Here is a 24536-nt window from a genome sequence, read left to right as displayed (position 1 = left end):
TTGAAATTCGCTTTAATTCTTTATCGTCTATATTCTGTCTTTACAATTCAAGCAACCAGTTAAACACATTCAGATGTTTAACTCCATTCCGGTCTTGTGTAAATGAGTCTGTAGTTAGTAAATATTTCGGGTAGTTGTCATTAATTTTCTCCAATGAGCCAAATTCACGTTCTACGGTCTTTTCATTAGACATTTCCCAAGCTACCTGATAATATGCTATATCGCCTTTGGGTGTTCTGCACACAAAATCTACTTCTGCATTTCGGGCTGTACCTGTCCAAATTTTATTGCCTCTACGTAACAGTTCCAGATAAACAATATTTTCCAAAATGTGTCCTCTGTCTGTAGTGCGCTCCTTACCTGTTAAGACGTTGAGCAAACCTGCATCGACCAAATAGTATTTTTCCTGAGTAGCTAATTGCTTCCTTCCTTTCAAATCAAAACGGTTTACTTTATAAAACACAAAACTTGCTGTTAGATATGCTAGATACCTTTCTACGGTTGTGTTATGGGTGGTTTGTCCGTGCTGTTTTAAGGTTTTAGCAATATTACCAGGCGAAAGCGGATTTCCAATATTGGAAGCTACGAATTTCACAATATTACCAAAAGCGCGTTTATCGTTAATCTGATGACGTTGGGTAATGTCCTTTTCAACAATGGTGTTGTAAATGGCTTCGAGATATTCTTGGATAATATCGTAACCACCTTCACGCAATTCAACGCCTTTGGGCAAAAACGTTTCATTGATGTAATCAAAGAAAAGAGCTTCATAGTTGAGGTATTTATTCGATGTATCAATATCTCTTGCTATTAAATATTCTTTGAACGAAAAGGGCAAAATAGAAATTTCTATGTATCGTCCACTCAATAAAGTTGCTAGTTCTCCTGACAACAAAAAAGCATTTGACCCTGTAATGTAAACGTCTATATTTGGCTTTACAAATAATCCATCCACCAAACGCTCAAACTCGTTGACGTTTTGGATTTCATCCAAAAAAACATAGCTTGGTTTTGACAAATCTAAATTTCCGATAATGTGTGTGTACAAACCATCTAAATCGTTGAGAAATTTATGCAGTTCAAAATCTTCAAAGTTCAGAAATACAATTTGACTTGCAGGTACACCCATTTCCACCAAGGTTTGACGATAAAATTCAAATAAGGTGCTTTTCCCGCTTCTGCGTAATCCACTAACTACTTTGATAAGATCTTTATCTTTATAGGCTAATAATTTAGACAGGTATTCTTTGCGGTTTGTGTAATTTCTCATAGTGCAAAGGCATCCAATAAATCATTAAAACTTTCATTACTTACAAGTTTTAATGATTTTAAAGCTTTTTATCAATTATCAACTTATAGAAATACTAGAATTTAAGATTTATTAAAACCCATAGAAAAAGTAAATTTTACAATTTTTGGATATACCTGTGTTTGCTGTACGGTAGCGTGGTCAAGCAACTTACATACATACTCTATCCTCATACCGTTGTTCAGTGCATTGGTAGCAAATGTATGTCGGCTCAGATGAAAGTGCAGGTTAAACGGCAGTTTTAAATGCTCGCCCACTTTCTTTAGGTGTACATCGCCTAAGCGAACTTTTGAACTCAGCTGATCGCATTGTTAGCGAAGCAACCCGCGTATAAAATGTATACATTTATTACAATACTTCGCTAAGAAATCTGTGCCGAATTTTGCTAAAAATAAGCGTACCTCATTTTTGTATAAATACAAAAAAAGCCATCCAAAAATTGGATGGCTTTCTTAACACCTTTGTATAAAAGCTTATTTGATAATATCACGTAAACCTAGACCTTTAATGATCGCACGGTAACGGTTGATATCCTTTTTGTAAAGATAAGCTAATAATGAACGACGTTTACCTACTAACATTTGTAGGGAACGTTGTGTACCGAAATCTTTTCTGTTTTTTTTCAAGTGCTCAGTTAAGTGAGCAATTCTCTTAGTGAATAAAGCAACTTGACCTTCAGTAGATCCTGTGTTTGTAGCTGATCCAGCGAATTCTGCGAAGATGTCAGCTTTGTACTCTTTACTTAAATACATTTCCTGAATAATATTAAAGCGTTAAAAATTTTATTAATTGGCTGCAAAGATAGCAAAAGTATTTGGTTGCCAAAATATTTAACAAGCAAAGTTTCAGATGCTATTATACCTTTACATAGATTTTTTTCTTATCCAACCAATAGCAGATTACCCACATCAAGGTCAGAAAACACAACGAATAAACGAAGGAGCCAACTTCGGGGATTCCAGGTATTTTCGCACAGACGTATTTATAGAACCAGGCGAAAGCTTCGATGTATTGTTGCGAGCCGTCCTCTTTTAAGCCGTCAGGGATACGAAATAGTCCTAAAAAGCGTGGAAGAATACCGCTCAACACAAAGATGAACAGTGGATTTTTACCAAAAACATCAAAAAATTGTGTCAATTTATTTTTTACACCCTGCACCTCAATAAACCAGATCATGCCACCTATTGTCATGGTTGCTAAACCAGTTGTATAGAGCACATAGGAACTCGTCCATATTTTTTTATTGATCGGAAAACCTAATGCCCATATCCACGCCAACACGACCAAAATAAATCCAGTCACAAACATGCCCGCCAATAATTTAAAATGCGGTTCGTTGGAAGCTGGAACTCTGGTCCACAGCCAATCCACCTGCCCTTGTTTTTTAATAAATACACCGACCAAATAGCCAAATACAACCTGAACTACTGCTGGCAGCGTACTCATTAGCCCCTCAGGATCAAACGGCACGCCCTCGCCTCTGTAAACATGCGGTAAACCTAAAATAGCAATATCATACTTTGTGCCGAACCAGCCTGCTAAGCTATAGGGATCCGATCCCCCCGCGAATGCGCAAACAGCCCAGTATAGAAGCAAAATAGCTGCAGAGATCCAAATAATCACTTTCTCTTTAAAATAGTAGGCTAATAAAGAAGCAAAGCAATAAGCAATGGCAATACGCTGCAATACCCCAAGAATACGTATGCCCCGACTTGCATCATTTGGATCTACCCACTGTTTAAATACCAGCTCAGCTCCCTCCCATTTGATAAAAGGCCACCAGTTGATAAAAAGTCCGATGGCAAAAATCAAAATCGTCCTTTTAATTACTTTTTTCCAAAATACGGCGGGACCAGCTTCCTGTAATCGAGGTATCACAAAAGACATGGCATTACCAACTGCGAAAAGAAAAAAAGGAAAAACCAGATCTGTTGGTGTGCATCCATGCCAGGTTGCATGTTTTAGCGGCGCAAACGTATGGAGCCATGTCCCCGGATTATTTACCATAATCATCAGTGCCACAGTAGCCCCACGAAAGACATCCAAGGAGTAATAGCGTTGTTTCATAATTAGATACTATAATTAAGAGGTAAATATAAGGTATTTGATATTCATTTTTATGCGCAATTTACTATTTAATGGCATAAACAGGAGCTAGTCGGTGACAAGCTTGTTACAATAATACACCTCCTTCACGCAGTAAAAAATAAAGAAATCAAAACTTTTTAAAAAAAAACAAAAAATTTTTGGAACTTACTTTTTTTTTAACATATCTTTAACGAAAGTTTAACCGACTTCTACTAACCATTCATTTACAATGGAAAACGAGATATTAATAAACCTTTATATTGAATCGATGCTATCAATTGCTGATCTTGCTAAAAAGATAGCGAAAAGCACTCCCTCTGTAACTAAGGTTGTTAATCACTTAATTGAGCAAAATATAATAGTTGAATGTGGATTTGCCGAGTCAACTGGTGGACGCCGACCGATTCAATATACAATAAATGAAAACTCAGACAACTATATTCTTTCAATAGCATGCGATCAGTATTTCACGACAATCTCGATTTCTGATTTGCATAATAAGGTGATTGCAGAATATCGAGATATAGCAGTAGAATTAAAAGAAAAATCTTCGCTAGATACCATACTAAATCGTGCAGAGGAATTAATCCAAAAATCTACGATATCACTTGAAAACTTTATCGGTATTGGCGTCAGTATACCTGGATTTGTCAACAGCGAATTAGGCATAAATGAATCTTACCCCAAAGCTCATGGTCTATTTAATCTTAAGCACAATATTGAGAAAAGATTTAATATACCAACTGTAATAGAGAATGATTCTCGATGTATTGCGTTGGCAGAAAAACAATTGGGAATAGCCAAAGACATTACCAGCTCTTTAATTATTAACCTTAACTGGGGTGTTGGACTGGGGATAATTATCAATAACGCTATATTTAAAGGAACCGCTGGATACGCGGGTGAATTTAGCCACATCCCTTTGGCAGATAACCAAATGCTCTGCTCTTGCGGCAAAAGGGGATGCCTAGAGGTTGTAGCATCACTCAATGCTGCGATAAAATATGTCGAGAATGATATTGAGAATGAGCAGTATTCTATTTATAGCACTTTTATAAATAGTAACGAAAATAAACTCGAAGCACTGTTTGATTCGATCAGAGTGGGTGATCAAGTTGCTATAAATAATATAGGAAAAATTGGCTATATGCTTGGAAAAGGTATTTCGACCTTAATTCATATTTTAAATCCGAAACAGATATTGATCAGCGGCCGTGGCGCTGAAGTTGGTCATATATTAGAACCGCATATTCAAATTGCGCTAAATGAATTTTGCATACCTGAGATTGCCAAAACAACACATTTGGCAATCTCTGAACTTCATAAAGATGCGCAAATAAAAGGTACGATGTGCCTCGTTGTAGAAAACCTAATACACCGAATATTTAAATCTAATTACACACAAATTAATCAGTAGAATATGAGTCTATTTTACAAAAAAACTGCAGGATTAGCGTTATGTACACTTTTTAGTGCCACATCGCTTTATGCGCAGCAAAGCATTTCTGGAATAGTTTCAGATGCGAAGGGACCTGTATCCGGGGCAACAGTTTCTGTAAAAGGAACAACTCGCGGTACGCAAACCGGAAGTAATGGGTCATTTACGATCCAAGCATCGCCGGGCGAAGTCTTACGGGTATCTATTGTTGGATACAAATCACAAGAAATAACTGTTGGTTCTTCAAAAACACTTAATATTAAATTAACTGAAGATGCTTCCGCTTTGGACGAAGTTGTGGTAACAGCAATGGGAATCAAAAGAGAGGCTAAAGCTCTTGGATACGCCTCATCAACAATAAGCTCGAAAGAGTTAACCCAAGCAGGTACGACAAACATTGGTTCGGCCCTTTATGGAAAAGCTCCAGGCGTGCAAATTAATTCCGCTCCAGGGGGAGCATCTAGTGCCGTTAACATTCAGATCCGCGGCATTAATTCCCTAAGTAACAACAGGCAACCTTTATATGTAGTTGATGGGGTAATGATCAGAAACGATCAACAGGCAGGATCAAAAGGTTTAAACAACACTGGTGGTATCACTGACCCGGGGGCACAAGCAATATGGTCCGACAATAGAATACGTGGAAACGGTATGTTAGATTTGAACCCTAACGATATTGAGTCCATGACAATTTTAAAAGGGGCCAGTGCAACAGCGTTATATGGTTCTGATGCTGCAAGTGGTGTTATTGTAATCACAACTAAAAAAGGTGTAAAAGGAAAAGGCCTTGGAATCGACTTCAATTACACTGGTTCTATCGAAACTGCTGCGTTTCTTCCGAGATTACAGTATGAGTACGGACCAGGATATGATGCTGCTACTAATTTACAAGTAGGCGGTACGGAAGAAGGCTGGATGACAAATCCACTCTTCCCAGGTGACAGACTCTTGAATTACAATGCCTGGGGCCAATTTGGACCTAAATACGATGGTAAAGATGTTCGCTGGTGGGACGGTTCGTTAAGAAAGTACTCCGCTAATAAAGGCAATTATGGTGATATTTTCGATACTGGACACAATAGTAATTTTAATCTAAGTATTTCCAATCAAACAGAAAAAATAAATTATAGGTTATCAGCTTCCAATATGGACTACAAGGCAATTGTACCAGGTAGTAAGATGAATAAAAGTACCTTTAATTTAAATAGTACAATCAAGCTTGCTGATCGATTGGATTTGGATGTAGTTGCATCTTATATTAATACGATTACCAAAAATAGGCCCGGTTTAATGGGAGATGTTCTCGGTTCTTATGCGGGATTTTTTAGCGGTGCTGAAGACGTTGAGAAGATGAAAAACGAACTCTACCAGACCTCCGACGGCTACAGATACAATCCTTTTGGATCCAATAGACCTGGGGCATTTCCCGTTAATTATAGAGCTCTTAACCTATTAAACTACTTTTGGCAACAAAAACGTAACAGTTATGAAGAGAAGGAAAATCGCTTTTTGGGAAGTGCTACGTTAAACTGGGGCATATTAGATAAACTAAAGTTTAGAGGTCGATTAGGAACAGATTTTACTGGATTAAATATCGAAAATAAAGAACATAACGAGTACGCTGTTCAATATAATCAAACTAATAGTACCGGTAAATTTGAGGTTTCGAAAGGAATCTATAAGATTATTTATGGAGATGCCTTATTAACTTATGCAGACAAATTATCTGACGACTTTGACTTTAGTTTAAGCGGAGGTTTTCAGTCTCGTATGGAAAACTATGATGATCAAATGTCCAGAACAGAAGGTGGTTTGGTTTCTGCAAATTGGTTTAGCTTAAATAATACCTTTGGCCAAGCTGTAACTACCCACGTTAGAAAGGAACTTATAAAATATGCCTACTTCGGTTTATTAAACCTTTCTTATAAAAACTATTTATTCTTGGAAGGAACAGCTCGTCAAGAGTATTCGTCAACATTGCCATCAAAAAACAACCCATATCATTATGGTTCCGTAAACACGAGTTTTGTGTTCTCTGATGCATTTAAATTACCTGAATTCTTTAGCTATGGAAAACTAAGAGCATCCTATGGGGTAGTTGGTAATGATGCACCAATTTATGCGTCAAATCTCGCTTTTAAACAAACATCATTAATAACGGTTAATGGTCCGGTGCCATCATTAGCTACTAATTCTTCCTATGGAAATGAAGATTTAAAACCTGAGAAAAAAACTGAAAAGGAAATTGGATTAGATTTGAAATTCTTAAAAAATAGATTAGGTCTAGATGTAAGCTATTATTCAAATTTTATCGATGATCAAATTATGCCTTTAAGTACGGCATTTTCAACTGGAGCGTCGACACAATTCCTTAATGTGGGTAAAATCTCGAATAAAGGGTGGGAAGTTTCATTGAACGGCACTCCGATTCAAACAGAAAATTTCAAATGGAATGCAAGACTAAACTTCTCAAATAACAAGTCCCGTCTAGATGAATTGATCAGTGGTGTACCAAAATTAATTTTCTATGATGCGGATCAAAGTTCCATCCGGATGGAAGCAAGACCTGGGGAGACCTTAGGAAATATATATGTGTTCCCTCGCGCGACAAATGAAAAAGGAGAATTTCTAATCTCTGATGAAGGTAATTATGTTATTGATAAGTCAACTTATGTTAAAGCGGGTAATATTATGCCGAAAGCAATCGGAGGATTATCAAATACATTCAACTACAAAAACTTTAGCTTAGACTTTACTGCTGACTACAGATTTGGAGGACAAATGATTTCCACGCCGCATAAATACGCTTACGGAGCAGGTCGACTCGAAAGCACATTGGAATATCGTGAATCAGGAATAACTTTAGATGGCGTTAATCAAAACACAGGCGCTAAAAATGATGTTCATCTTTCTGGTGCTGAATATTATATTAATAATTTTTATTGGGGAAATAATGCTTGGAATGAGAAAGCGGCTGTGCTAGACAATAATTTCATTAAGCTTAGAGAGGTTGTTATTGGATATAATCTCCCAGAATCATTCACGCAAAAATTAAAATTGAATAGTTTACGTTTTTCTCTGATAGGAAGAAATCTCTTCTACTTCTATCGTTCCATTAAAGATATCGATCCAGAAGCACCTGTTGGAAATTATTGGTATTCCCAAGGTATTGATATCGGCTCCAATGCAGCAACAAGAAGTTTTGGTTTCTCTCTTAATGCTAAATTTTAACACTTAAAGCAATGAAAAAAATTAATAAAATACTATTATTCGGAAGTATTCTTTTAACATTAGGAAGCTTTCAGTCTTGTAAAACTGAGTTAGAGGATCGTTATACGGATCCAGAACAGACAACTTTACCCAATATACCAGCATTTTTTTCACAAATACTGAATAATTCTCGTTTAAGATCGGAATATTGGCATTACCGCACTTTTATATTGATGCATCAAGCAAAATATACACAAACAGCTTATTTTGCAAATGAAAATACAATGTATCAACAAAGTGATTCTTATATTAATGACTATTGGAAAGATTTTTATTCACCTGGCATAATTGGTGTTTATAGATCAATGGAAAGATCTTATAACAACTTATCTACGGAAGAAAAGGCAAGTCGCGATCTATACATGAATACTGCTAAAGTCATTTTATTTGATCAAGCTTCAAAATTGGTTGATAATTTCGGAGATATTCCTTTTTCTGAAGCTGGAAGTCTTCCTTTAACAGATGTCATCAAGCTTGGAAAATTTGATGATCAAAAGGAATTGTATACTTTGTTTATCAATGGGCTAAAAGAAATTAATACTTTTTTGAAAACAGCAAAAAGTACATCAGAATTTAACAGAGCAGATATTCTAAACTCTGGAGATTTAACCAAATGGCGAAAATATACGAATTCTTTACGTTTACGCTTATTGATGAGAATTTCCAATGTTGATGAAAATAAAGCTAAAACTGAGATTATGGACATGCTAAACAACCCAACAGAGTATCCATTGGTTGATGGCGACAACAACGGAGATTATAGCACTGGATCACAAGATATACTTTTACAGCCTTTGAAAACGTATAACTCTAGCTTATTAGATGCACTAATAGAACTTCCAAGTTATTATGCACCTGATTATATGCTGAATACCGTTTTAAAAACTGCAAATGATCCTCGTACTGCTGTACTATTCGATAAGTTTGGAGAAACAGTAAACGGAAAATTTGTTCCCAATAAGGAATATCAAGCAATGCCCATTACATTCACTACAGCCCAAGCAGACGCACAATTCAGGAAGTATTCAGTAATAGATTCTGCAACTACATGGATCAATAATAAACTGCCTGGCGTTTTGATGACTGCCACTGAGACAAACTTAATTAAAGCAGAAGCCCAAGAAAGATGGGGTACTGATGCTGCGGCAAAAACAGCGTATGAAACAGCAGTAAAGCAGTCTGTAGGCTTCTATTATTATCTTAATGAGAGCTCTTCAAATAATGCGAAAGCTATTAAACCAAGTAGCGAAGTAATTAATAAATTTGTCACTGAATCAAACATAGCTTTCAGTGGGGATAAAAACACTAAATTAAAACTTATAGGGACACAAAAATGGTTACATTTTGGTTGGTTACAGGGCGAACAAGCATGGTCGGAATACCGAAGAACAGGATATCCAACTCTGCCAGCGTTTCCAGTTTCTACATTGAATGGATTTCAGCGTCCTCCTGTACGATTGACGTATCCTTCATCAGAGATTACTAACAATAGTGAAAACTACCAAGCTGTAAGATCTAAAGATACACGCGATACCAAAATTTTCTGGGACGTTAACTAACGCCATTTCACGCTTAATTATAGAAAGCCACCTAAGGTGGCTTTCTTTTTATCACTTTCACTATATTTATACATGCAAAAACTAAAAACCATTATATCCACTGCGTTTATCGCTTCAAGCGCAACGCTAGCGTTCGGCCAGGCACATAACGTATCTGCCGGCTACCAAAAACCGACAGATCCATTAGTGATTGAAAATCTAGAACAATGGCAAGATATGAAGTTTGGACTTTTCATGCACTGGGGAACGTATAGCCAATGGGGTATTGTTGAAAGCTGGAGCTTGTGCCCAGAAGACGAAGGCTGGACACAACGAAAACCAGAACATGGAGCGACCTATAACGAGTATGTAAAAAATTACAACAATCTACAGACTACCTTCAATCCTACCGATTTCAACCCACAAAAATGGGCTGATGCTGCTAAAGGCGCCGGAATGAAATACGTGGTCTTCACCACAAAACATCACGATGGGTTTGCGATGTTCGACACCAAGGAGTCCGATTATAAGATCACGTCTTCTAAAACACCATTTTCGACTAATCCGAAAGCAAATGTGACCAAAGAAATTTTTAATACATTTCGCAACGACGGTTTTAAAATCGGTGCATATTTTTCAAAACCTGATTGGCACACAGATTTTTACTGGTGGAGTTACTTTCCCCCAAAAGACCGTAATGTAAACTATGATCCTCAAAAACACCCGGATCGTTGGGAAAAATTCAAAAACTATACCTATAACCAGATCAACGAATTAACCTCAGAATATGGAAAGGTTGATATCCTGTGGTTAGATGGAGGCTGGGTACGCCCTTTTAAAACAATTGATCAGTCTGTCGATTGGCAAAGAACAATTAAAGTGGAACAAGATATCGACATGGACCGCATCGGTAATATGGCGAGAAAAAATCAACCCGGAATTATTGTCGTAGATCGTACTGTACCCGGAAATTGGGAAAATTATGTTACCCCCGAACAAGCGATTCCTGAACATCCTTTGGATATTCCATGGGAAAGCTGCATTACAATGGGTGATTCGTTCAGCTATGTTCCAAACGACAACTACAAACCAACCAAGAAGCTTGTAGAAACATTGGTGAAAATTATTTCCCGTGGCGGAAACTACCTATTAAACATAGCGCCTGGCCCTAATGGAGACTACGACCAAGCGGCTTATGATCGCTTGAACGAACTGGCAGCCTGGATGAAAATCAATCAAACTGCCGTGTTTGCAACACGGACGATTGCCCCATATCACCAAGGTGACTATTACTACACCCGAAGCAAGGACAGTAAAGTGGTCAATGTATTCCATCTTTCTGAAGGTGATACTTACCAACAGCCCAATGAATACGTTTTCGAAGTACCGGATAATTTTAATGTAAAAAAGATTGCTATTTTAGGTCATAAAGGTAAATTGGACTGGTCTCAACGTGGTAACCAAATTACATTGAGAAGCCCCGGCACACGATTTAACTATGCTACCGCAATCCAATTGCAAAGCAAATAGAATAAAATTGCGCTGCATTAAAAGCAGCGCAATTTTAACATGTTATAAAGTCACCAGTTAGGAGTGACCGCCTGTACATTTTGGTCCCCAAAAGCTTCTACACAGGCAAAAGAAAATGATACTTAAACCAACGAGTCAGGTTTCTAAACGTTCAATTCCAATGAAAAAAATCACCGTACTTTCGACACTATTCGCGCTGCTCCTATCTTCTTGCGCCACCTACAAACCACAAATTCTCCGTTCAGAACAAATTTTCCAGGCAGGTGAGGTTCCATTCAAGCAATGTCATGCATCCACAATTCAAGTCATCGGAAAAGACAGCTTATTGGCAGCCTGGTTTGGCGGCACACACGAATCTAACCCCGACGTGGTTATCTGGAGCTCCCTATATCACCATGGGCAATGGCAGCCTCCTGTACAGATTGCAGACGGCATCTTTGGCGATACCCGCTTTCCAACATGGAACCCGGTCTTCTATCAATACCCACACAGCGACACCCTTTCTTTATATTATAAAATAGGGCCCAACCCGAGAGAATGGAAAGGGTACGTTAAACATTCGCTAGATAAGGGTACTAGCTGGTCTGAGGCGCAACAATTGCCTGAAGGTATATTAGGACCTATCAAAAACAAGCCTATCACCTTGAAAAACGGTCTGCTTCTCTCACCTTCCAGCACGGAATCCAAGGAAGAAATTTGGAAAGCACACGTCGAAATTAGCCGGGATCATGGCCGCTCGTGGTCCGTCAGTCCGATTCGCCCTGATACAAGTGTCCAGGTAATTCAACCCAGTATCATCCAACATGCCGATGGCCGTATTCAGGTCCTCTGCAGAAGCAAGGAAAATAAGGTGATGGCGGCTTTTTCAAGAGATCAGGGCCTTACCTGGAGCCCTTGGGAAGCAACCAATTTACTCAATCCAAATTCAGCCACTGATGCTATTCGTCTGAAAAATGGCCTCTTTATGATCGTCTTCAACCCGTCAATCGCTGGCAACGACTGGTGGGAAGGACGCACAAAACTCCATGTCGCCATATCGAAGGATGGTTTACTGTGGAAAGATGTCTTAACCCTAGAAGATGGTGTCAAGAACGACGAGTATTCTTATCCAACAATCATTCAGGACGCCAATGGTCTTATCCATATTACGTATACGTGGAACAGGAAAAATATTAAGCATATTGTGCTCAGGTAACTTTCTTGAGCAGAAACAGCAGCAGTAGATCCGACCAGGAAGCCAAGCTATCAATACAGCAAAAAGAGACTGTCTAACATTTAATCTAAATCGCTGTAGATCGGATATCCGAAATAGTACAGGAGTTTGAAATGACACAGTAGGTAGTTTCAACGACCAACATTAAAAAAAATGGGGCGGTCCAAAAAAATTGGACCGCCCCATGTCATATTTCGTGTTTCGAATTTAATAATCCTTCGTTAATTCCAATGCTCCTTTCAGTCGGATATCATCCGAAGATGCACCAACCAAGAGTTTAAACTTACCTTTTTCTGTCTTCCATTCGTTGCTTGCATTCCAGAGTTTCAGATCTTCTTTGGTCAATTGAAAAGAATAGCTTTCTTTCTTCCCTGCTGTAATATTTCGACGCTCAAAACGCTTCAATTGCATGACTGGCGTCACAACCGAACTCACCTCATCCACAACATATAACTGAGCAACTTCATCGCCAGCTAATTTTCCCGTATTCGCAACATCAAACGACACCGTACAGGTAAAATCATGCGCAGACTCATTCAAAGAAATCTGTAAATTAGAGTACTCAAAACTGCTGTAGCTCAATCCATAGCCAAACGGATATAATGGACTGGCCGACATTTCTACATAGTCGTGATGTTTGGGTTTTGTATGATTGTAATGTACTGGTAGCTGCCCAACAGACCGAGGTACTGAAATCGGTAATCTTCCTGCGGGATTGTAGTCGCCAAACAAGACATCTGCAATAGCCAAGCCTCCTTCCTGTCCTGGATACCAAGCATTCACTATCGCAGGCACATGCTCTGCTGCCCAATTCAGGTTTAACGGTCTCCCCATAATTGTTACAAGTACAACGGGTTTTCCTGTTGCCTGTATTGCCTGCATCAACTTGATCTGATCGCCCATCATATCTAGCGAAACGCGGTCAAAGCCCTCTCCACTCTCCATATCACTCACGGTATTGGGGTCCACATTGGCTGCTCCGGTTGCCTGATAGGAGGTTTTGAAATCACGTGCGCTTGAACCTCCTAAAACTAAAATCACCGCATCGGCCTCTTTAGCAGCTGCTACGGCTCCAGCGATATCCGAATGACTTGTATCCCGTATTGCACAGCCTTTAACATAATCAATTTTGGTACTTTTACCAACTGCAGACCGGATTCCCATTAAGAGGGTCTGAATTTTACCGTCGGCCTGTGGCGCGGTATAATCGCCCAGCTGATTATAAGCATTGTCAGCATTAGGACCTATAACGGCTATTCGATTCAACGATTTACTCAACGGTAGAAGTTGCTGATCATTTTTTAGCAAAACAATCGACTCGCGGGCTACTTGCCTCGCAAGCATTTTATGCTGTAGTGTAGCGACTTTTTGAGCAACTAATTTCTCATCCACATAAGGTTGATCAAAAAGGCCAAGATTGAACTTCATCCGCAATACACGGGCAACTGCCGTATCGAGAACAGCAGATTCAACAAGCCCTTGCCGCACAGCCTTAAGCAAATTTGAACCATAGCCAGTCCCGCTTAAATCAACATCCAATCCCGCATGAATACTTTGCGAAGCAGCATCTTCGCCAGTAGCAGCAGTAGCGTGACCGCCGTTGAGACCCGATATGCTCAATAAATCCGACACAACAAAACCGGTAAATCCCCAGTCTTTACGTAGAACGTCTTTTAACAACCAAGGATTTGCTGAACAAGGAATACCGTCAATACTGTTATATGCAGTCATGACCGACCCAGCGCCTGACTTTACAGCACGCTCAAAAGGCGGAAGGAAATATTGCCTGAGGCTACGCTCGCCAAATGACACGGACTCGCCATTGTGTCCTCCATCTGGAGCAGCGTAGGCGACAAAATGCTTTAATGTACCTATTATTTTATCGCGTTGCCCTAACTTCTCGCCCTGAAAACCACGGATCATTGCAGTTCCCATTTGTCCAATCAGGTAGGGATCCTCACCATAAGTTTCTTCCGTACGTGACCAACGGGGATCTCGCGCTAAATCAAGCACAGGACCGTATCCGTTTTTACCGCCTACTGCATAGGTCTCCTTAGCGATCGTCGATGCCATATCCTGAATCAACTGCGGATTCCAGGTACTCGCTTGCCCAATAGCAGTAGGGAAAACGGTTGCACCAATGGCCATATGTCCGTGTGGCGCCTCCTCAGACAATAATAACGGAATCCCCAGTCTTGTACTATCCACCATATAACGTTGGATCGCATTTGTAGCACGCGCAGCTTCTACCGGGCTCAAACCATTCAATAAGGTTTTCTGTGTCCAAGGATCGGCTCGCAATGTCGCCCACAATAACCCAATATGCTGCTCTTTTGCCGCTTTCCGTAGTTTATTGCTAATCGTTATCTGCTTTCCATCTTTCGTATACATTTCCCAGCCAAGTAATTTACTCAACTGCCCGACCTTCTCCTCCACAGTCATTCTTCCCAATAGATCACTTACCCTCTTTTCGGTAGGTAAAGTACGGTTTTTATACGGAAATTGTTGGGCTTGAAGTTGTGGACAGAGCAATGTTCCCATTGCGGCCAAAAGTAATATACGGACTTTCATAAGTGGATTATTGTTTTTTCTATTTCTGTGCTTTATCATGGTCCGGATTAGCACAGCACTAGGCTATGCAACCGGTTTCCAAAACACTAAATTAACGATTTAGCATCAATAATCAAGTTAAATTTTGATTCCCCTTAGAGCACTTCACGCCACAGACCTGGCTGGTCGGTCTGAATGAGACGCACAAACGGATATTTTTCCAAGAAAGACCGATAAGCCATGCTTCCACTCTTTGCCGCTTGATCGTCATATTCCCCCAAACTATTCATCCAAAAATAAATGCCCTGTTCGCGCAGCTGTTCGAGTTCTTCGATTTCTATAAACGACTCATCAAGATGGACAACCGTCGTTAATTTCATCTTGAGTATAGCCGCTAGGTCTGCCATGCTACGTGCTCTGGGGAACAGCGTAATCGTGGGATTGAGTTTGTAAATCTTCGGCATGTCTTTGTAATCGTAAAGGAAAAACAGTACTTGGTCTTCCATCCCCTCCTGTTCAATAAGCGTATAAGTTGTCTTCACAAATTCTTTCCGATCCTCCTTAAAATCCAGATCAACAAGGATTTTCCCCTTTGCTACACGCAAAGCTTCTGATAAGGTCGGAATCAAATGTTCCGATTCGCCTCCATGGGCTTGGTTGCGTAAGTGGAGCTTTTGAAGCTCAGCATAGGTATGTTTGGCGACCTCTCCTTGTCCCGTTGTCGTACGGTTCACTGTTTTATCATGCATCAGTACCAGTACACCGTCTTTGCTGGCCCGTACATCGACCTCTACGACGGAAGCTCCTTGCCGAATGGCCTCTCAATCGCAGCAATAGAGTTTTCTGGCTGTTTTAAATGAGCGCCGCGGTGCGCTGCAATGTGAACACTTTGTTGATTTAACTTTTTTATCAAATCAGCCGACTGACCATATACCGCTGTTGTCAGACACACTATCATACTCAGTAAGATAGTAGAAAATAAAATCTTTTTCATTGCTATATCGCTCTTTTTTCAAAACTTCTATTTTTTTGTCATTTCAAAAGAATCAAACAGCTGACCATTCAGCGTGTAGCTTGAAAAATACAGCTTATTGTTATTCAGTTTAATGACCTGATATAGTTGCGTCTGTGAGGTTGCGCGATCCATCCAGCGTTCGGAATCTGACTCATACATTTTCGGTCCGGCGACGGATAAAACGTAAATAGGACGCTTTTTACCAAGCCCTCCGCGTGCATAGGTATGATCATGTCCCTGAAGAACCAAATCCACTCCATATTTCTCAAAAATAGGTTTAAAACGTTCTCTCAGAATGGTATTGTCACGATTTTTAGCCGTAGAGTATACGGGATGGTGCATGACAACGATGTTCCATTTTTTTGGTGATGATGACAACACATTTTCCAGCCATTTTTCCTGTACCCCTGCCGCGGTGGAATCTAGCATGATCAATTGAGAATTTAGGGAAATGATTCGCAGATCCTGATAATCCAAATAATAAACAGCATCCTGCATATCCTTAGGACCATTCTTAGGCAAGTTGAACTGTACGTTCCAATGCGGATCCAATACCAGTTTGCCAAGCGAGTCGCGGCGGTACTCGTGATTCCCCGGTGTTGGGACAGCCGGAATTAGCTGATGTATAAATCCTGCGGCCTCATGCCATTCTGCCCATTCTTCGTCGGCATTCGAGCGATTGATCAGGTCGCCGGCATGAACAATAAAGCGCGCATTCGCCTCCTGTTGAAAAGCACGACGGATGGAACGTGCCCATCGTGACCGTAGGTCATTCTGTGCATCGCCCAAATAGATAAACGAAAAGGCGCCAGAATTCTCCGCAGTTCTGAATTGGTTCCAGGCACTCCAAATGGTGCCATCTCCTACCCGATAGGCATAGACCGTTCCGGGTTTCAGGTCACGAAAGGTTACCTGTCCATAGGTATCGGCTTGTTGCCCTGGTTCGAGAGACACTCCTATTCCCTGTACTGAAATCGCTTTTGCTTCAAGTTCAGGATTACGCTGTTCTTCAACAACCTGACCAATAATTTTGGTCCTATCGGCATTGACACGCCACGAAACAGACTGCGTGTGGCTGGGATCATCGGACCAGGTCAATGTAATCCGATCTGGCTGTTTATACGCGTTGGCGGTTTGGCTTTTTGCTTCAAATAAAGTACAGCAAACGCCGATGACAAGTAGAGTATGTTTTATTTTCATGTTTATATTGATTTTATAAGCGATTGAACCGCTGGATATAATGACTTTTCATTTTACGATCAGAACTTACCATGGCTTGTTTGTTCCTTGCAATAACCAAGGTTTTGACCATGCACTATTTTCATTATCTGCGTGTGAATATGCTGTCTTTTCAATACGCTTTAAGGCCTCTTCTGCATTTTTTTGATTCACACTCATTTCGGTTTGCATATAAGGCACGCGCACCGGAAGTTGTGTACGAATAGCTGCAGGGCCTGCTTTTAGTGCAGGATATCCCGTCCTTCTGTAATCAAACCACGACTGTGCGGCAGTTGACCAGCTTGCGATCCATTTTTGCTCAATAATTTGGGCTTGGCTGTTTTCAAAAACCACCCCTTTCTGACGGATATAATTGGAATATTCGGCAGCCTTACCCCAACTGGTCAAAGATTCTTGAATGCCGCGCTCATAATAGGTTTTAGCGGCCTCAGGCATCTTCCATCCTTTCCAAGCGGCCTCAGCTAAAATGAAATTTACTTCTGAAGCCGAAAGTAGTCTTGCCTTTAATAAACCTCCTTTTGCCGAGCGGTAGCTATCATTTAGGTAAGAAACATGTGGATTGATTGAAGTCTGCCCTGGAGTCGGATTAAGGTTGTAAGCCGAGGGATTTTTAGAAACACTTGGAGGCAATCCGACATATTCTTTGTCTGTATCTACAGGTACCCCTTTGACGATGTCAGGCGACACAATACGAACACCGTTGACGATCTTATCAGTACCTGCGGGCTCGCTACTGCGGATCTCAATGGGGATATCAATTTTTCTTGCCCAAACCGATAAACGAGGATCGCCAAGCTCCTGTAGTCGGTCGACCAATGTTGCACACATTTTCATCCGCCTAAAATTACTGCCGCTGGCATCATACAACGTATTGGAAGGCCAGGAATCATTCGCATTATTTCCAACAAAATCCATGAGCACGTCATCTGTCGAACTGTTAATTAATGGAAATTTCTCGGTATTGGCAAGCATACTTTCAATACCCTGTTTGGCAAAAGCAGGAGACTTTTCCGAAAGACGCATATAATACCGCAAAGCTAATGAGTTGGCAAATCGTCGCCATTTTGAAGCCTTACCTCCAAAATACACATCCGCATTGGCTAGTACCTCATACGAGGCATCTGGCCGCAATAGGATTTCATTAGCTTGTAGCAATTCGTCGATTATACCGCTGTAAATAACCTCCTGACCATCATATTTCGGAAAATTATATATTGCATCTCCCAGTTCCGCCTTTAACGCATCGGTATAAGGCGCATCCCCCCACAGATCACTCACCAATCCAAATAAATAGGCGCGCATCACCAACGAAACTCCTTTATGGAAATCCAGCCCTAATTTCTCCGCCCGTCTGCGCATAAGCTCATTGTCCCGTAAAAATCCGTAATAAGCATCCCAGCTCAAAATTCCCCCAGTCCATTCATAATCATTATGTGAATTGAACCAGGCATCTAATTGCGTATGCTGCATCACTCCGCCAAGATCTGAGAAACTCAGTTCATTGTATTTCTTTGCCGCCCCGGTTAATATCGTTGGCAGCAAAAGATTGGGATTTGCATCCTCTTCACTTACCCCGTTCGGATTAATATTAAGTTCGGTCAGATCTTTACAAGCTGACATATTCCATACGATCCCAAGGCCCACTATCGCCATGGTGAAGCGCTTCAACTGATTTTTCATTTATGTCGTGTATTAAAATGTCACATTTACTTTAAATCCAACAGGCATGGACCAAGGGGTAACGTTATAGCGTTCAATCCCCTGCTTGAATCCAATACCAGTTTCCGGCTGAAAGGCCATTTCCGGATCTATACCCACTTTCGCTTTGGTCCATAAAATCAGGTTACGGGTATAAACACCAACACTGCCATTTTCGATCCCAACACGTTTCAGCCATTTTCCCGATAAATCATAGCTAAAGGACAGTTCCCGAAGCTTAATAAAAGAGGCATCAAATGTTGCAGCGTTCATAAAATCCCAAGGATAATTGTCCGAATAAGCGATATATTTTGTTCCCTCGCCGCCCAGATTTTCTGTATACCCTATTACATTGCCTTTCGTATCATATTGCGCGATAACACCGGGATTAAACACCCCAAAATTTCCGACTAAGCCTCCTACGCTGATTGGATAACCACCATACTCTTCACCAGGTCCACCAACAATCGGATAGCGGTTGCCTTGGACACGGACAAGATCATTATCAACCAAGTAGTTCCGCAACGTTTCGCCCGTCATACCATTAGGATTGATCATCTGGTCAAGAAAGCGTTGCGTCGTCAAGTTAGATTCGAAATAGCGATAGGTCTGGGACATGAACTTTCCTCCAAAACGCATATCTGCGGCGATATTCATCGTCCATTTTTTATAGCGAAGACTTGACTGCAGGCCCATGGTGAAATCTGGATTGAAATTCCCGATTTTATTGCGGCTATTGTTTATCCTTACCGCCTGCCACGAACCATTTTTATTAAGAATAGGAAACCCGTAATAAGGTGATGACTGATCCTCCACGGTCACTAACTTAGAATCGTATAGATCCCCGATCTCTTCCCCCACGTAGGTACGCGCGCCCCCCCGGCCGTCGGTCCAAAACGTATAAAATTCTACTCCTTCAGAGAGTTTGTCGATACGAGTACGATTGCGGTGCCAATTGACACCAATATCCCATGTCCAATTTTCCTTGGCAATAGGCCGGCCAGATACGGCCAGTTCAAGACCTCGGCTGCTCAACAGACCGGCATTGATATTTTTGGAGTTAAAGCCGCTTGAACCGGGAAGGGTTGTTGAAATAATTTGATTTTTGTTTTCCAGTTTATAATAGGTTCCTTCAAACTTCAGTCGATTATTCCACATGGCTAGATCCAGGCCAAACTCGTAAGATGTTGCAATTTCCGGCTTCAGATTAGGAACCAGAAGTGACCCCGAACGCGTTAGCCGTAATACGTCACCCCAGCTACCAGGGTTGCTCAAGACGTTGGAAAGATTGTAGGGATACGTATCACTTCCAACACGTGCAATACCTGCTCTCAATTTTGCTAAATTGATTGTTTTCGGTAAAGAAAACACTTGGTTGGCCAGTACACTCAAGGAGGCCGAAGGATAGAAATAGGACCGATTGTTTACAGGTAAGGTACTGGACCAGTCGTTGCGCCCGGTTACATCAAGGTAAACCATATCCCGATAACTTAGATTGATTAGTCCATAAACACTGTTTATGGACCTTTCAGAAATTGTGCTGTAAAAATCCAGATTGAGTGGACTGATATTCGCCAATGTATAGAGCCCCGGTGTGATGAGTCCAGCGCCATTTTTTGAGGTGTTTTGCACCGATTTTCCCCGGTTATAGCGCAGATTTCCACCCAATGAGCCTGCAACCCGAAAAGCATCCAATTTTTTGGTGTAAGTTGTCAGAAAGTCGATATTCTGCTCCATATTCATTAAATTGACAATACCATAGGCCCCTCTCGGTTCGTTGGTGTAGCTGTAAGGGATTTTCGTTTCCCTATTTTCCCAGTAAATATCCGTTGCATACCTGAGCATTGCAGTCCAGTCTTTTTTGATAGTCCAATCCAACCTCAGATTACCAAAGATCCGGTCTCTCGTAAACGCATTGTTCACCCCATAAGCAAGAAAATAGGGATTGTTGTGGTTACCGATAGACTGCGAGCGCTGTTGAATCTGTTCCTGTCCCGGCAGCCAATAATCCTGCAAATCTAGTATGTTGATATGTGGAGCAACTTCATAGGCCGCTTGCATCGGATTGGTTCCTCGGTTTCCTGCGGGCCTATTGTTGGAGTTATTTCTACTGGCATCCAATGCGAGTCCCAAAGTCAGGCTGTTGCGAAGGCGCATGGTTGAATTAACATTCAAGGTATTTCTGAACAGGTCCGAATTGGGGATAATTCCTTTATTGGTCATATTGGAGTAAGAGAAACGATAGTCCAGTTTTTCACTCCTGTTGCTCAAGGAAATCCCGTTGGTACTCGTAATCCCTGTTTGAACAAAGTTTTTGATATTATCGGGATATGCTTTTAATTCGGTCGGGATCGGCTTTCCATTTTCATCAAGGGGGCTATTCCATTGCACAGCTTTATAACCCTTATCCAGCGCTGGTCCGACCATCACACTCGACTCTTCCTCGATCACCAAATTACCAGGCAGATCACCGGGTCTCCACGGTAAAGTACCACTGGCAAATTTGTTGTGCAATTCAATAAATTTATAGGGAATATCAAATACCGTATTACTTGTAACGGCAATGGTCATCTTCTCTGCATTTTTGCCACTTTTGGTCGTGATCAGCACCACGCCATTCCCTGCGCGTGAGCCGTAAAGCGCGGCTGCGCTAGGTCCTTTCAAGATAGAAATATTGTCGATATCTTCGGGATTGATATTGGCAATTGCATTACCATAATCGACTTTATTATCATCACCGATCTGACCGATATTATTTAAACTGTTCATCAAGGGTACACCATCCACTACAAACAGCGGCTGGTTGTCTGTACTCAGCGATGACGCTCCACGAATCACCATATTCACGCTTGAGCCAGTGGGCCCTGTCGCGCTAATCGATACGCCGGGCACTTTACCTGCCATACCAACCAAAAAATTATCGTTATTGACGCGATTGATGTCCTCACCTTTGATTTTACCAACGGCATAACCCAATGAGCGGTCCTGACGTTTGATGCCCAACGCCGTCACAACGACCTCATCCAGCTCGTTGTCATCTTCATTTAAGATCACTTGACGTACAGCTGCTGCACCGGCATCGAGCTTCAGACCAGTCAATTCTTTCAGTTCATAGCCAATGTGGGATATCAGTACATTGTACACGCCCGCAGCCAACTTGATGGTTACTTCACCATCTGCATTAGACAAAGCACTTTCTCCCGTGAGCGGGATACGCACAGAGGCTCCGCGAATTGGCTGTTTGGTGCGATCGACCAACTGTAACTTCAAGTCATACAGCTCTTGTTTATTCCCATTTTTAACAAGTACGACACCTCCTAACACTCTTTTTGATTGAATGTTTGTTCCTTTCAGGATATACGCAAGAACTTCCTCGAAACTCGCATGCTGAAATGTCTTTTGTGCAATTGAAATTCGCTCTAGCTGTAGTATTTTTCTATCATAGCCAATGGCTTGACCTGTTTCTTTTGAAAGCTGTGCTATCGCCTGAGCGGCATTACCATTCAAGAGATGGATATTGATCGTATCCCAATGTGCGGCGCTGCCCCTATCCAGTACCCTGGCCTGGCTGTCGACTACAGCACAAGACACCAAGGAGCAAAGCGCAAGCTTGGTGGCAAGGCCGGTAAGCTTAATTATTTTATACATATATTTGTATGATTGTTTTAAACAAGAATATTCAGGTGCTCACTGGTTGATTTAGCGGTTTGCCAGATGAGCACTTTTCTTGAGCAGATAACGTATGCTGATCTGCTCCTTACAGCTTATTTGTACAAGATTATTTCATTTTTCTCCCTCCTAAATTTGATTTGATGAATATTGCAAACGATAGTCAGCACCTGATCCAATGATTGTACTTGAGGTATCATCAGCGAATAGTTGAATGAATCGGTATTCAGATTGTCGGCAAGTAGAACAGCTCCAAATCGACGATATATCAACTCTTTAAGCTCCTCAAAGCCAACGTTATTCACGACTATGCTGCCCTGTGTCCAAAGATTGATCAATGCCGGATCTTTATCGAAAGTTTCAAAATGATTTTTAGTAAGGCTATACCTGATGGCCTTACCGCGCGTAAGAATATGGTTTTCCCCATTTTTTTCACTTGAAACACGCACACGCCCGGTTTTAACCTCTATAGTGACATGTTTGGTATACATTGATTTATTGACATTGAACGATGTTCCAAGAACGGCAACAGAAACACCGCCGGTTTCGATCTTAAATGGATGCAAAGTATCCCTTCTGACCCGAAAGAATGCTTCCCCCTGATCTAAGAACAATGTTCTATTTGACGCAAAGCTTTTACGGTCGTAGCGGATACGTGTATTTCCGTTTAAAAAGATAGATGTTCCATCTGGTAGCTGAATTTCTCTCAATTCTCCTGCCCTTGTCCCCTTTTCAGTAAGCAATGCAGCTGTTTCTACCTCTTTTCGAAATAAGATCCCTGGGTTATGCTGTAGCAATAGCAGGCTGCAGCTAAGCAGTATCAAAGCTGCCGCTGCCGAAGATAGCCAGGTGAATTTTCTGACCGTCTTCTTTTTGGCCTTGAGCGATGGAGCAACTCCCTCCATACGCAGCAATAATTCACGTTTGATCCTATCCCTGTGACTGTCGTCAGCAAAGGGCTTACTGCCTTCATTTGAGATGGACTCATACCAGTCGTCCACATGTTGCTTCTCCTGGTCGGTCAACTTTCCGCCAAGGTAATCCGTTATGATAAGTTTAAAGCGTTCTAAATCCACCTGCAATAATTTTATACTAATACAGGTCAGAACATCGAAAGTACTTTAATTAAATATGTTGTTTATATTAAATAATGATGAAGAAAGCAACTACCGATAAGCAATAAAAATATAGGATCGTGGTCTGCAAATCTTCGCGTTAATTCACGGCGCATGATCTTTTTGGCTTCCGACAGATAGTTTTTAACAGTCTGTTCTGCGAGATTGAGCTCAGCGGCAATTTGAGTGATTGAATAATTGTCAGCCCGCATCAAGTAAACGGCCTTCATCAATTTAGGTAGTTTTTCAATCGAATCATCCACAATAGCTTCCAAGGCTTGATACCTAGCAAAAGCGTGACTGTCTAAATTGGAAAATACATCCATTTTCTCCATGGATTTTTCCAATGCTTGCTTTCGAACACGTTCAGTAGCGTAGTAATTTAGAATTTTGTTTTTGAGTGCTTTATGGAGATAGAATTTTATGGAATCGTATTCACTGTTGATGAGCAATCGTTTTTCCCAAATATGAATAAAAACTTCCTGTACAAGATCCTTAGCCTGAGCCTCCTCTTGAAGATGCCGATAAGCGACGATGTATAACCCCTCCCAATACTGCTCAAAGAAATAGGCAAAGGCCATGGGGTCACCTTCTTTAAAGCGCAGCACATGGTGGTTATCAAATTTGGCTTCGGTAGTGTTCACTTGACAAAGATAGCCCCCGTAGATTATCAAAATGTTAATTTATCGGGAAACTTTTACTTGGATCTAATCTGCAATGAACGTTGTAAAAAAACATCCTAATAATTGTTAATAAACATGTTAATACACTCATATATAAAGGCCTTTTTGTTAAAAACATTTGTTCCATCTTATTTTACCAAGGTAGTCAACGTTATGGAAGGCAATACAAAAAAAATGTTAA

Annotated in this window: 17 protein-coding genes; 5 read left to right on the top strand and 12 right to left on the bottom strand. The window is 40.9% G+C overall.

Features of this window, described 5'->3' with window-relative positions:
• Positions 1-40: 40 nt before the first annotated feature.
• The 4 genes from B3139_RS02105 to B3139_RS02090 form a co-directional block, all read right to left on the bottom strand.
• The gene (locus tag B3139_RS02105) at positions 41-1270 is read right to left on the bottom strand and encodes an ATP-binding protein (RefSeq protein WP_293879555.1); all 1230 of its coding nucleotides are present in this window, start codon (positions 1268-1270) and stop codon (positions 41-43) included.
• 101 nt (positions 1271-1371) lie between these two features.
• Positions 1372-1566 carry a tyrosine-type recombinase/integrase gene (locus B3139_RS02100; RefSeq protein ID WP_293879554.1) on the bottom strand — a complete coding sequence of 65 codons (195 nt, stop codon included), beginning with the start codon at positions 1564-1566 and terminating at the stop codon, positions 1372-1374.
• Between the two features lie 216 nt (positions 1567-1782).
• Positions 1783-2061, bottom strand: a complete 279-nt coding sequence (gene rpsO / locus B3139_RS02095; protein WP_293879553.1) for a 30S ribosomal protein S15 — start codon at positions 2059-2061, stop codon at positions 1783-1785.
• 103 nt (positions 2062-2164) lie between these two features.
• The gene (locus tag B3139_RS02090; protein WP_293879552.1) at positions 2165-3376 is read right to left on the bottom strand and encodes an acyltransferase family protein; all 1212 of its coding nucleotides are present in this window, start codon (positions 3374-3376) and stop codon (positions 2165-2167) included.
• Between the two features lie 250 nt (positions 3377-3626).
• Between B3139_RS02090 and B3139_RS02085 the strand changes: the two genes are divergently transcribed.
• The 5 genes from B3139_RS02085 (at position 3627) to B3139_RS02065 (ending at position 12368) form a co-directional block, all read left to right on the top strand.
• On the top strand, positions 3627-4814 hold the full coding sequence (locus B3139_RS02085; RefSeq protein ID WP_293879551.1) for an ROK family protein: 1188 nt from the start codon (positions 3627-3629) through the stop codon (positions 4812-4814).
• 3 nt (positions 4815-4817) lie between these two features.
• The gene (locus tag B3139_RS02080) at positions 4818-8066 is read left to right on the top strand and encodes a SusC/RagA family TonB-linked outer membrane protein (protein ID WP_293879550.1); all 3249 of its coding nucleotides are present in this window, start codon (positions 4818-4820) and stop codon (positions 8064-8066) included.
• Between the two features lie 11 nt (positions 8067-8077).
• Positions 8078-9664 carry a SusD/RagB family nutrient-binding outer membrane lipoprotein gene (locus B3139_RS02075; protein ID WP_293879549.1) on the top strand — a complete coding sequence of 529 codons (1587 nt, stop codon included), beginning with the start codon at positions 8078-8080 and terminating at the stop codon, positions 9662-9664.
• Positions 9665-9736: 72 nt separating this feature from the next.
• Positions 9737-11173: an alpha-L-fucosidase gene (locus B3139_RS02070; RefSeq protein ID WP_293879548.1), complete on the top strand. Its 1437-nt coding sequence runs from the start codon at positions 9737-9739 to the stop codon at positions 11171-11173.
• Between the two features lie 160 nt (positions 11174-11333).
• On the top strand, positions 11334-12368 hold the full coding sequence (locus B3139_RS02065) for a sialidase family protein (protein WP_293879547.1): 1035 nt from the start codon (positions 11334-11336) through the stop codon (positions 12366-12368).
• A gap of 225 nt (positions 12369-12593) precedes the next feature.
• Here the strand turns inward: B3139_RS02065 and B3139_RS02060 are convergent, their stop codons facing one another.
• The 8 genes from B3139_RS02060 to B3139_RS02025 form a co-directional block, all read right to left on the bottom strand.
• A complete protein-coding gene (locus B3139_RS02060; protein WP_293879546.1) occupies positions 12594-14957 on the bottom strand; it encodes a glycoside hydrolase family 3 N-terminal domain-containing protein in 2364 nt (787 codons plus the stop codon).
• A gap of 134 nt (positions 14958-15091) precedes the next feature.
• Complete coding sequence (locus tag B3139_RS02055) at positions 15092-15751, bottom strand: glycerophosphodiester phosphodiesterase family protein (protein WP_293879660.1); 660 nt, start codon at positions 15749-15751, stop codon at positions 15092-15094.
• Positions 15727-15930, bottom strand: a complete 204-nt coding sequence (locus tag B3139_RS02050) for a hypothetical protein (protein WP_293879545.1) — start codon at positions 15928-15930, stop codon at positions 15727-15729. Before B3139_RS02050 ends, B3139_RS02055 begins: the two co-directional genes overlap by 25 nt.
• A gap of 27 nt (positions 15931-15957) precedes the next feature.
• Positions 15958-17151, bottom strand: a complete 1194-nt coding sequence (locus B3139_RS02045) for a purple acid phosphatase family protein (RefSeq protein WP_293879544.1) — start codon at positions 17149-17151, stop codon at positions 15958-15960.
• A gap of 66 nt (positions 17152-17217) precedes the next feature.
• On the bottom strand, positions 17218-18870 hold the full coding sequence (locus B3139_RS02040) for a SusD/RagB family nutrient-binding outer membrane lipoprotein (RefSeq protein ID WP_293879543.1): 1653 nt from the start codon (positions 18868-18870) through the stop codon (positions 17218-17220).
• A 12-nt stretch (positions 18871-18882) separates the two neighbouring features.
• The gene (locus B3139_RS02035) at positions 18883-22536 is read right to left on the bottom strand and encodes a SusC/RagA family TonB-linked outer membrane protein (protein ID WP_293879542.1); all 3654 of its coding nucleotides are present in this window, start codon (positions 22534-22536) and stop codon (positions 18883-18885) included.
• Between the two features lie 116 nt (positions 22537-22652).
• Complete coding sequence (locus tag B3139_RS02030) at positions 22653-23633, bottom strand: FecR family protein (protein ID WP_293879541.1); 981 nt, start codon at positions 23631-23633, stop codon at positions 22653-22655.
• A gap of 62 nt (positions 23634-23695) precedes the next feature.
• A complete protein-coding gene (locus B3139_RS02025; protein WP_293879540.1) occupies positions 23696-24316 on the bottom strand; it encodes an RNA polymerase sigma factor in 621 nt (206 codons plus the stop codon).
• Between the last annotated feature and the right edge of the window lie 220 nt (positions 24317-24536).

The organism is Sphingobacterium sp. UBA1498 (genome assembly GCF_002325125.1).
In the GTDB taxonomy this organism is placed as follows: Bacteria; Bacteroidota; Bacteroidia; order Sphingobacteriales; family Sphingobacteriaceae; genus Sphingobacterium.
Note: the sequence above shows the minus strand (reverse complement) of the source record. Positions and strands in the feature narration are given on the sequence as shown.

Bases quoted from the DNA above. Each gene is read 5' to 3' on its own strand.
- rpsO (WP_293879553.1), bottom strand. From the start codon at position 2,061: ATGTATTTAAGTAAAGAGTACAAAGCTGACATCTTCGCAGAATTCGCT.
- B3139_RS02090 (WP_293879552.1), bottom strand. From the start codon at position 3,376: ATGAAACAACGCTATTACTCCTTGGATGTCTTTCGTGGGGCTACTGTG.
- B3139_RS02050 (WP_293879545.1), bottom strand. From the start codon at position 15,930: ATGAAAAAGATTTTATTTTCTACTATCTTACTGAGTATGATAGTGTGT.
- B3139_RS02080 (WP_293879550.1), top strand. From the start codon at position 4,818: ATGAGTCTATTTTACAAAAAAACTGCAGGATTAGCGTTATGTACACTT.
- B3139_RS02040 (WP_293879543.1), bottom strand. From the start codon at position 18,870: ATGAAAAATCAGTTGAAGCGCTTCACCATGGCGATAGTGGGCCTTGGG.
- B3139_RS02065 (WP_293879547.1), top strand. From the start codon at position 11,334: ATGAAAAAAATCACCGTACTTTCGACACTATTCGCGCTGCTCCTATCT.
- B3139_RS02070 (WP_293879548.1), top strand. From the start codon at position 9,737: ATGCAAAAACTAAAAACCATTATATCCACTGCGTTTATCGCTTCAAGC.
- B3139_RS02035 (WP_293879542.1), bottom strand. From the start codon at position 22,536: ATGTATAAAATAATTAAGCTTACCGGCCTTGCCACCAAGCTTGCGCTT.
- B3139_RS02105 (WP_293879555.1), bottom strand. From the start codon at position 1,270: ATGAGAAATTACACAAACCGCAAAGAATACCTGTCTAAATTATTAGCC.
- B3139_RS02060 (WP_293879546.1), bottom strand. From the start codon at position 14,957: ATGAAAGTCCGTATATTACTTTTGGCCGCAATGGGAACATTGCTCTGT.
- B3139_RS02075 (WP_293879549.1), top strand. From the start codon at position 8,078: ATGAAAAAAATTAATAAAATACTATTATTCGGAAGTATTCTTTTAACA.
- B3139_RS02045 (WP_293879544.1), bottom strand. From the start codon at position 17,151: ATGAAAATAAAACATACTCTACTTGTCATCGGCGTTTGCTGTACTTTA.
- B3139_RS02085 (WP_293879551.1), top strand. From the start codon at position 3,627: ATGGAAAACGAGATATTAATAAACCTTTATATTGAATCGATGCTATCA.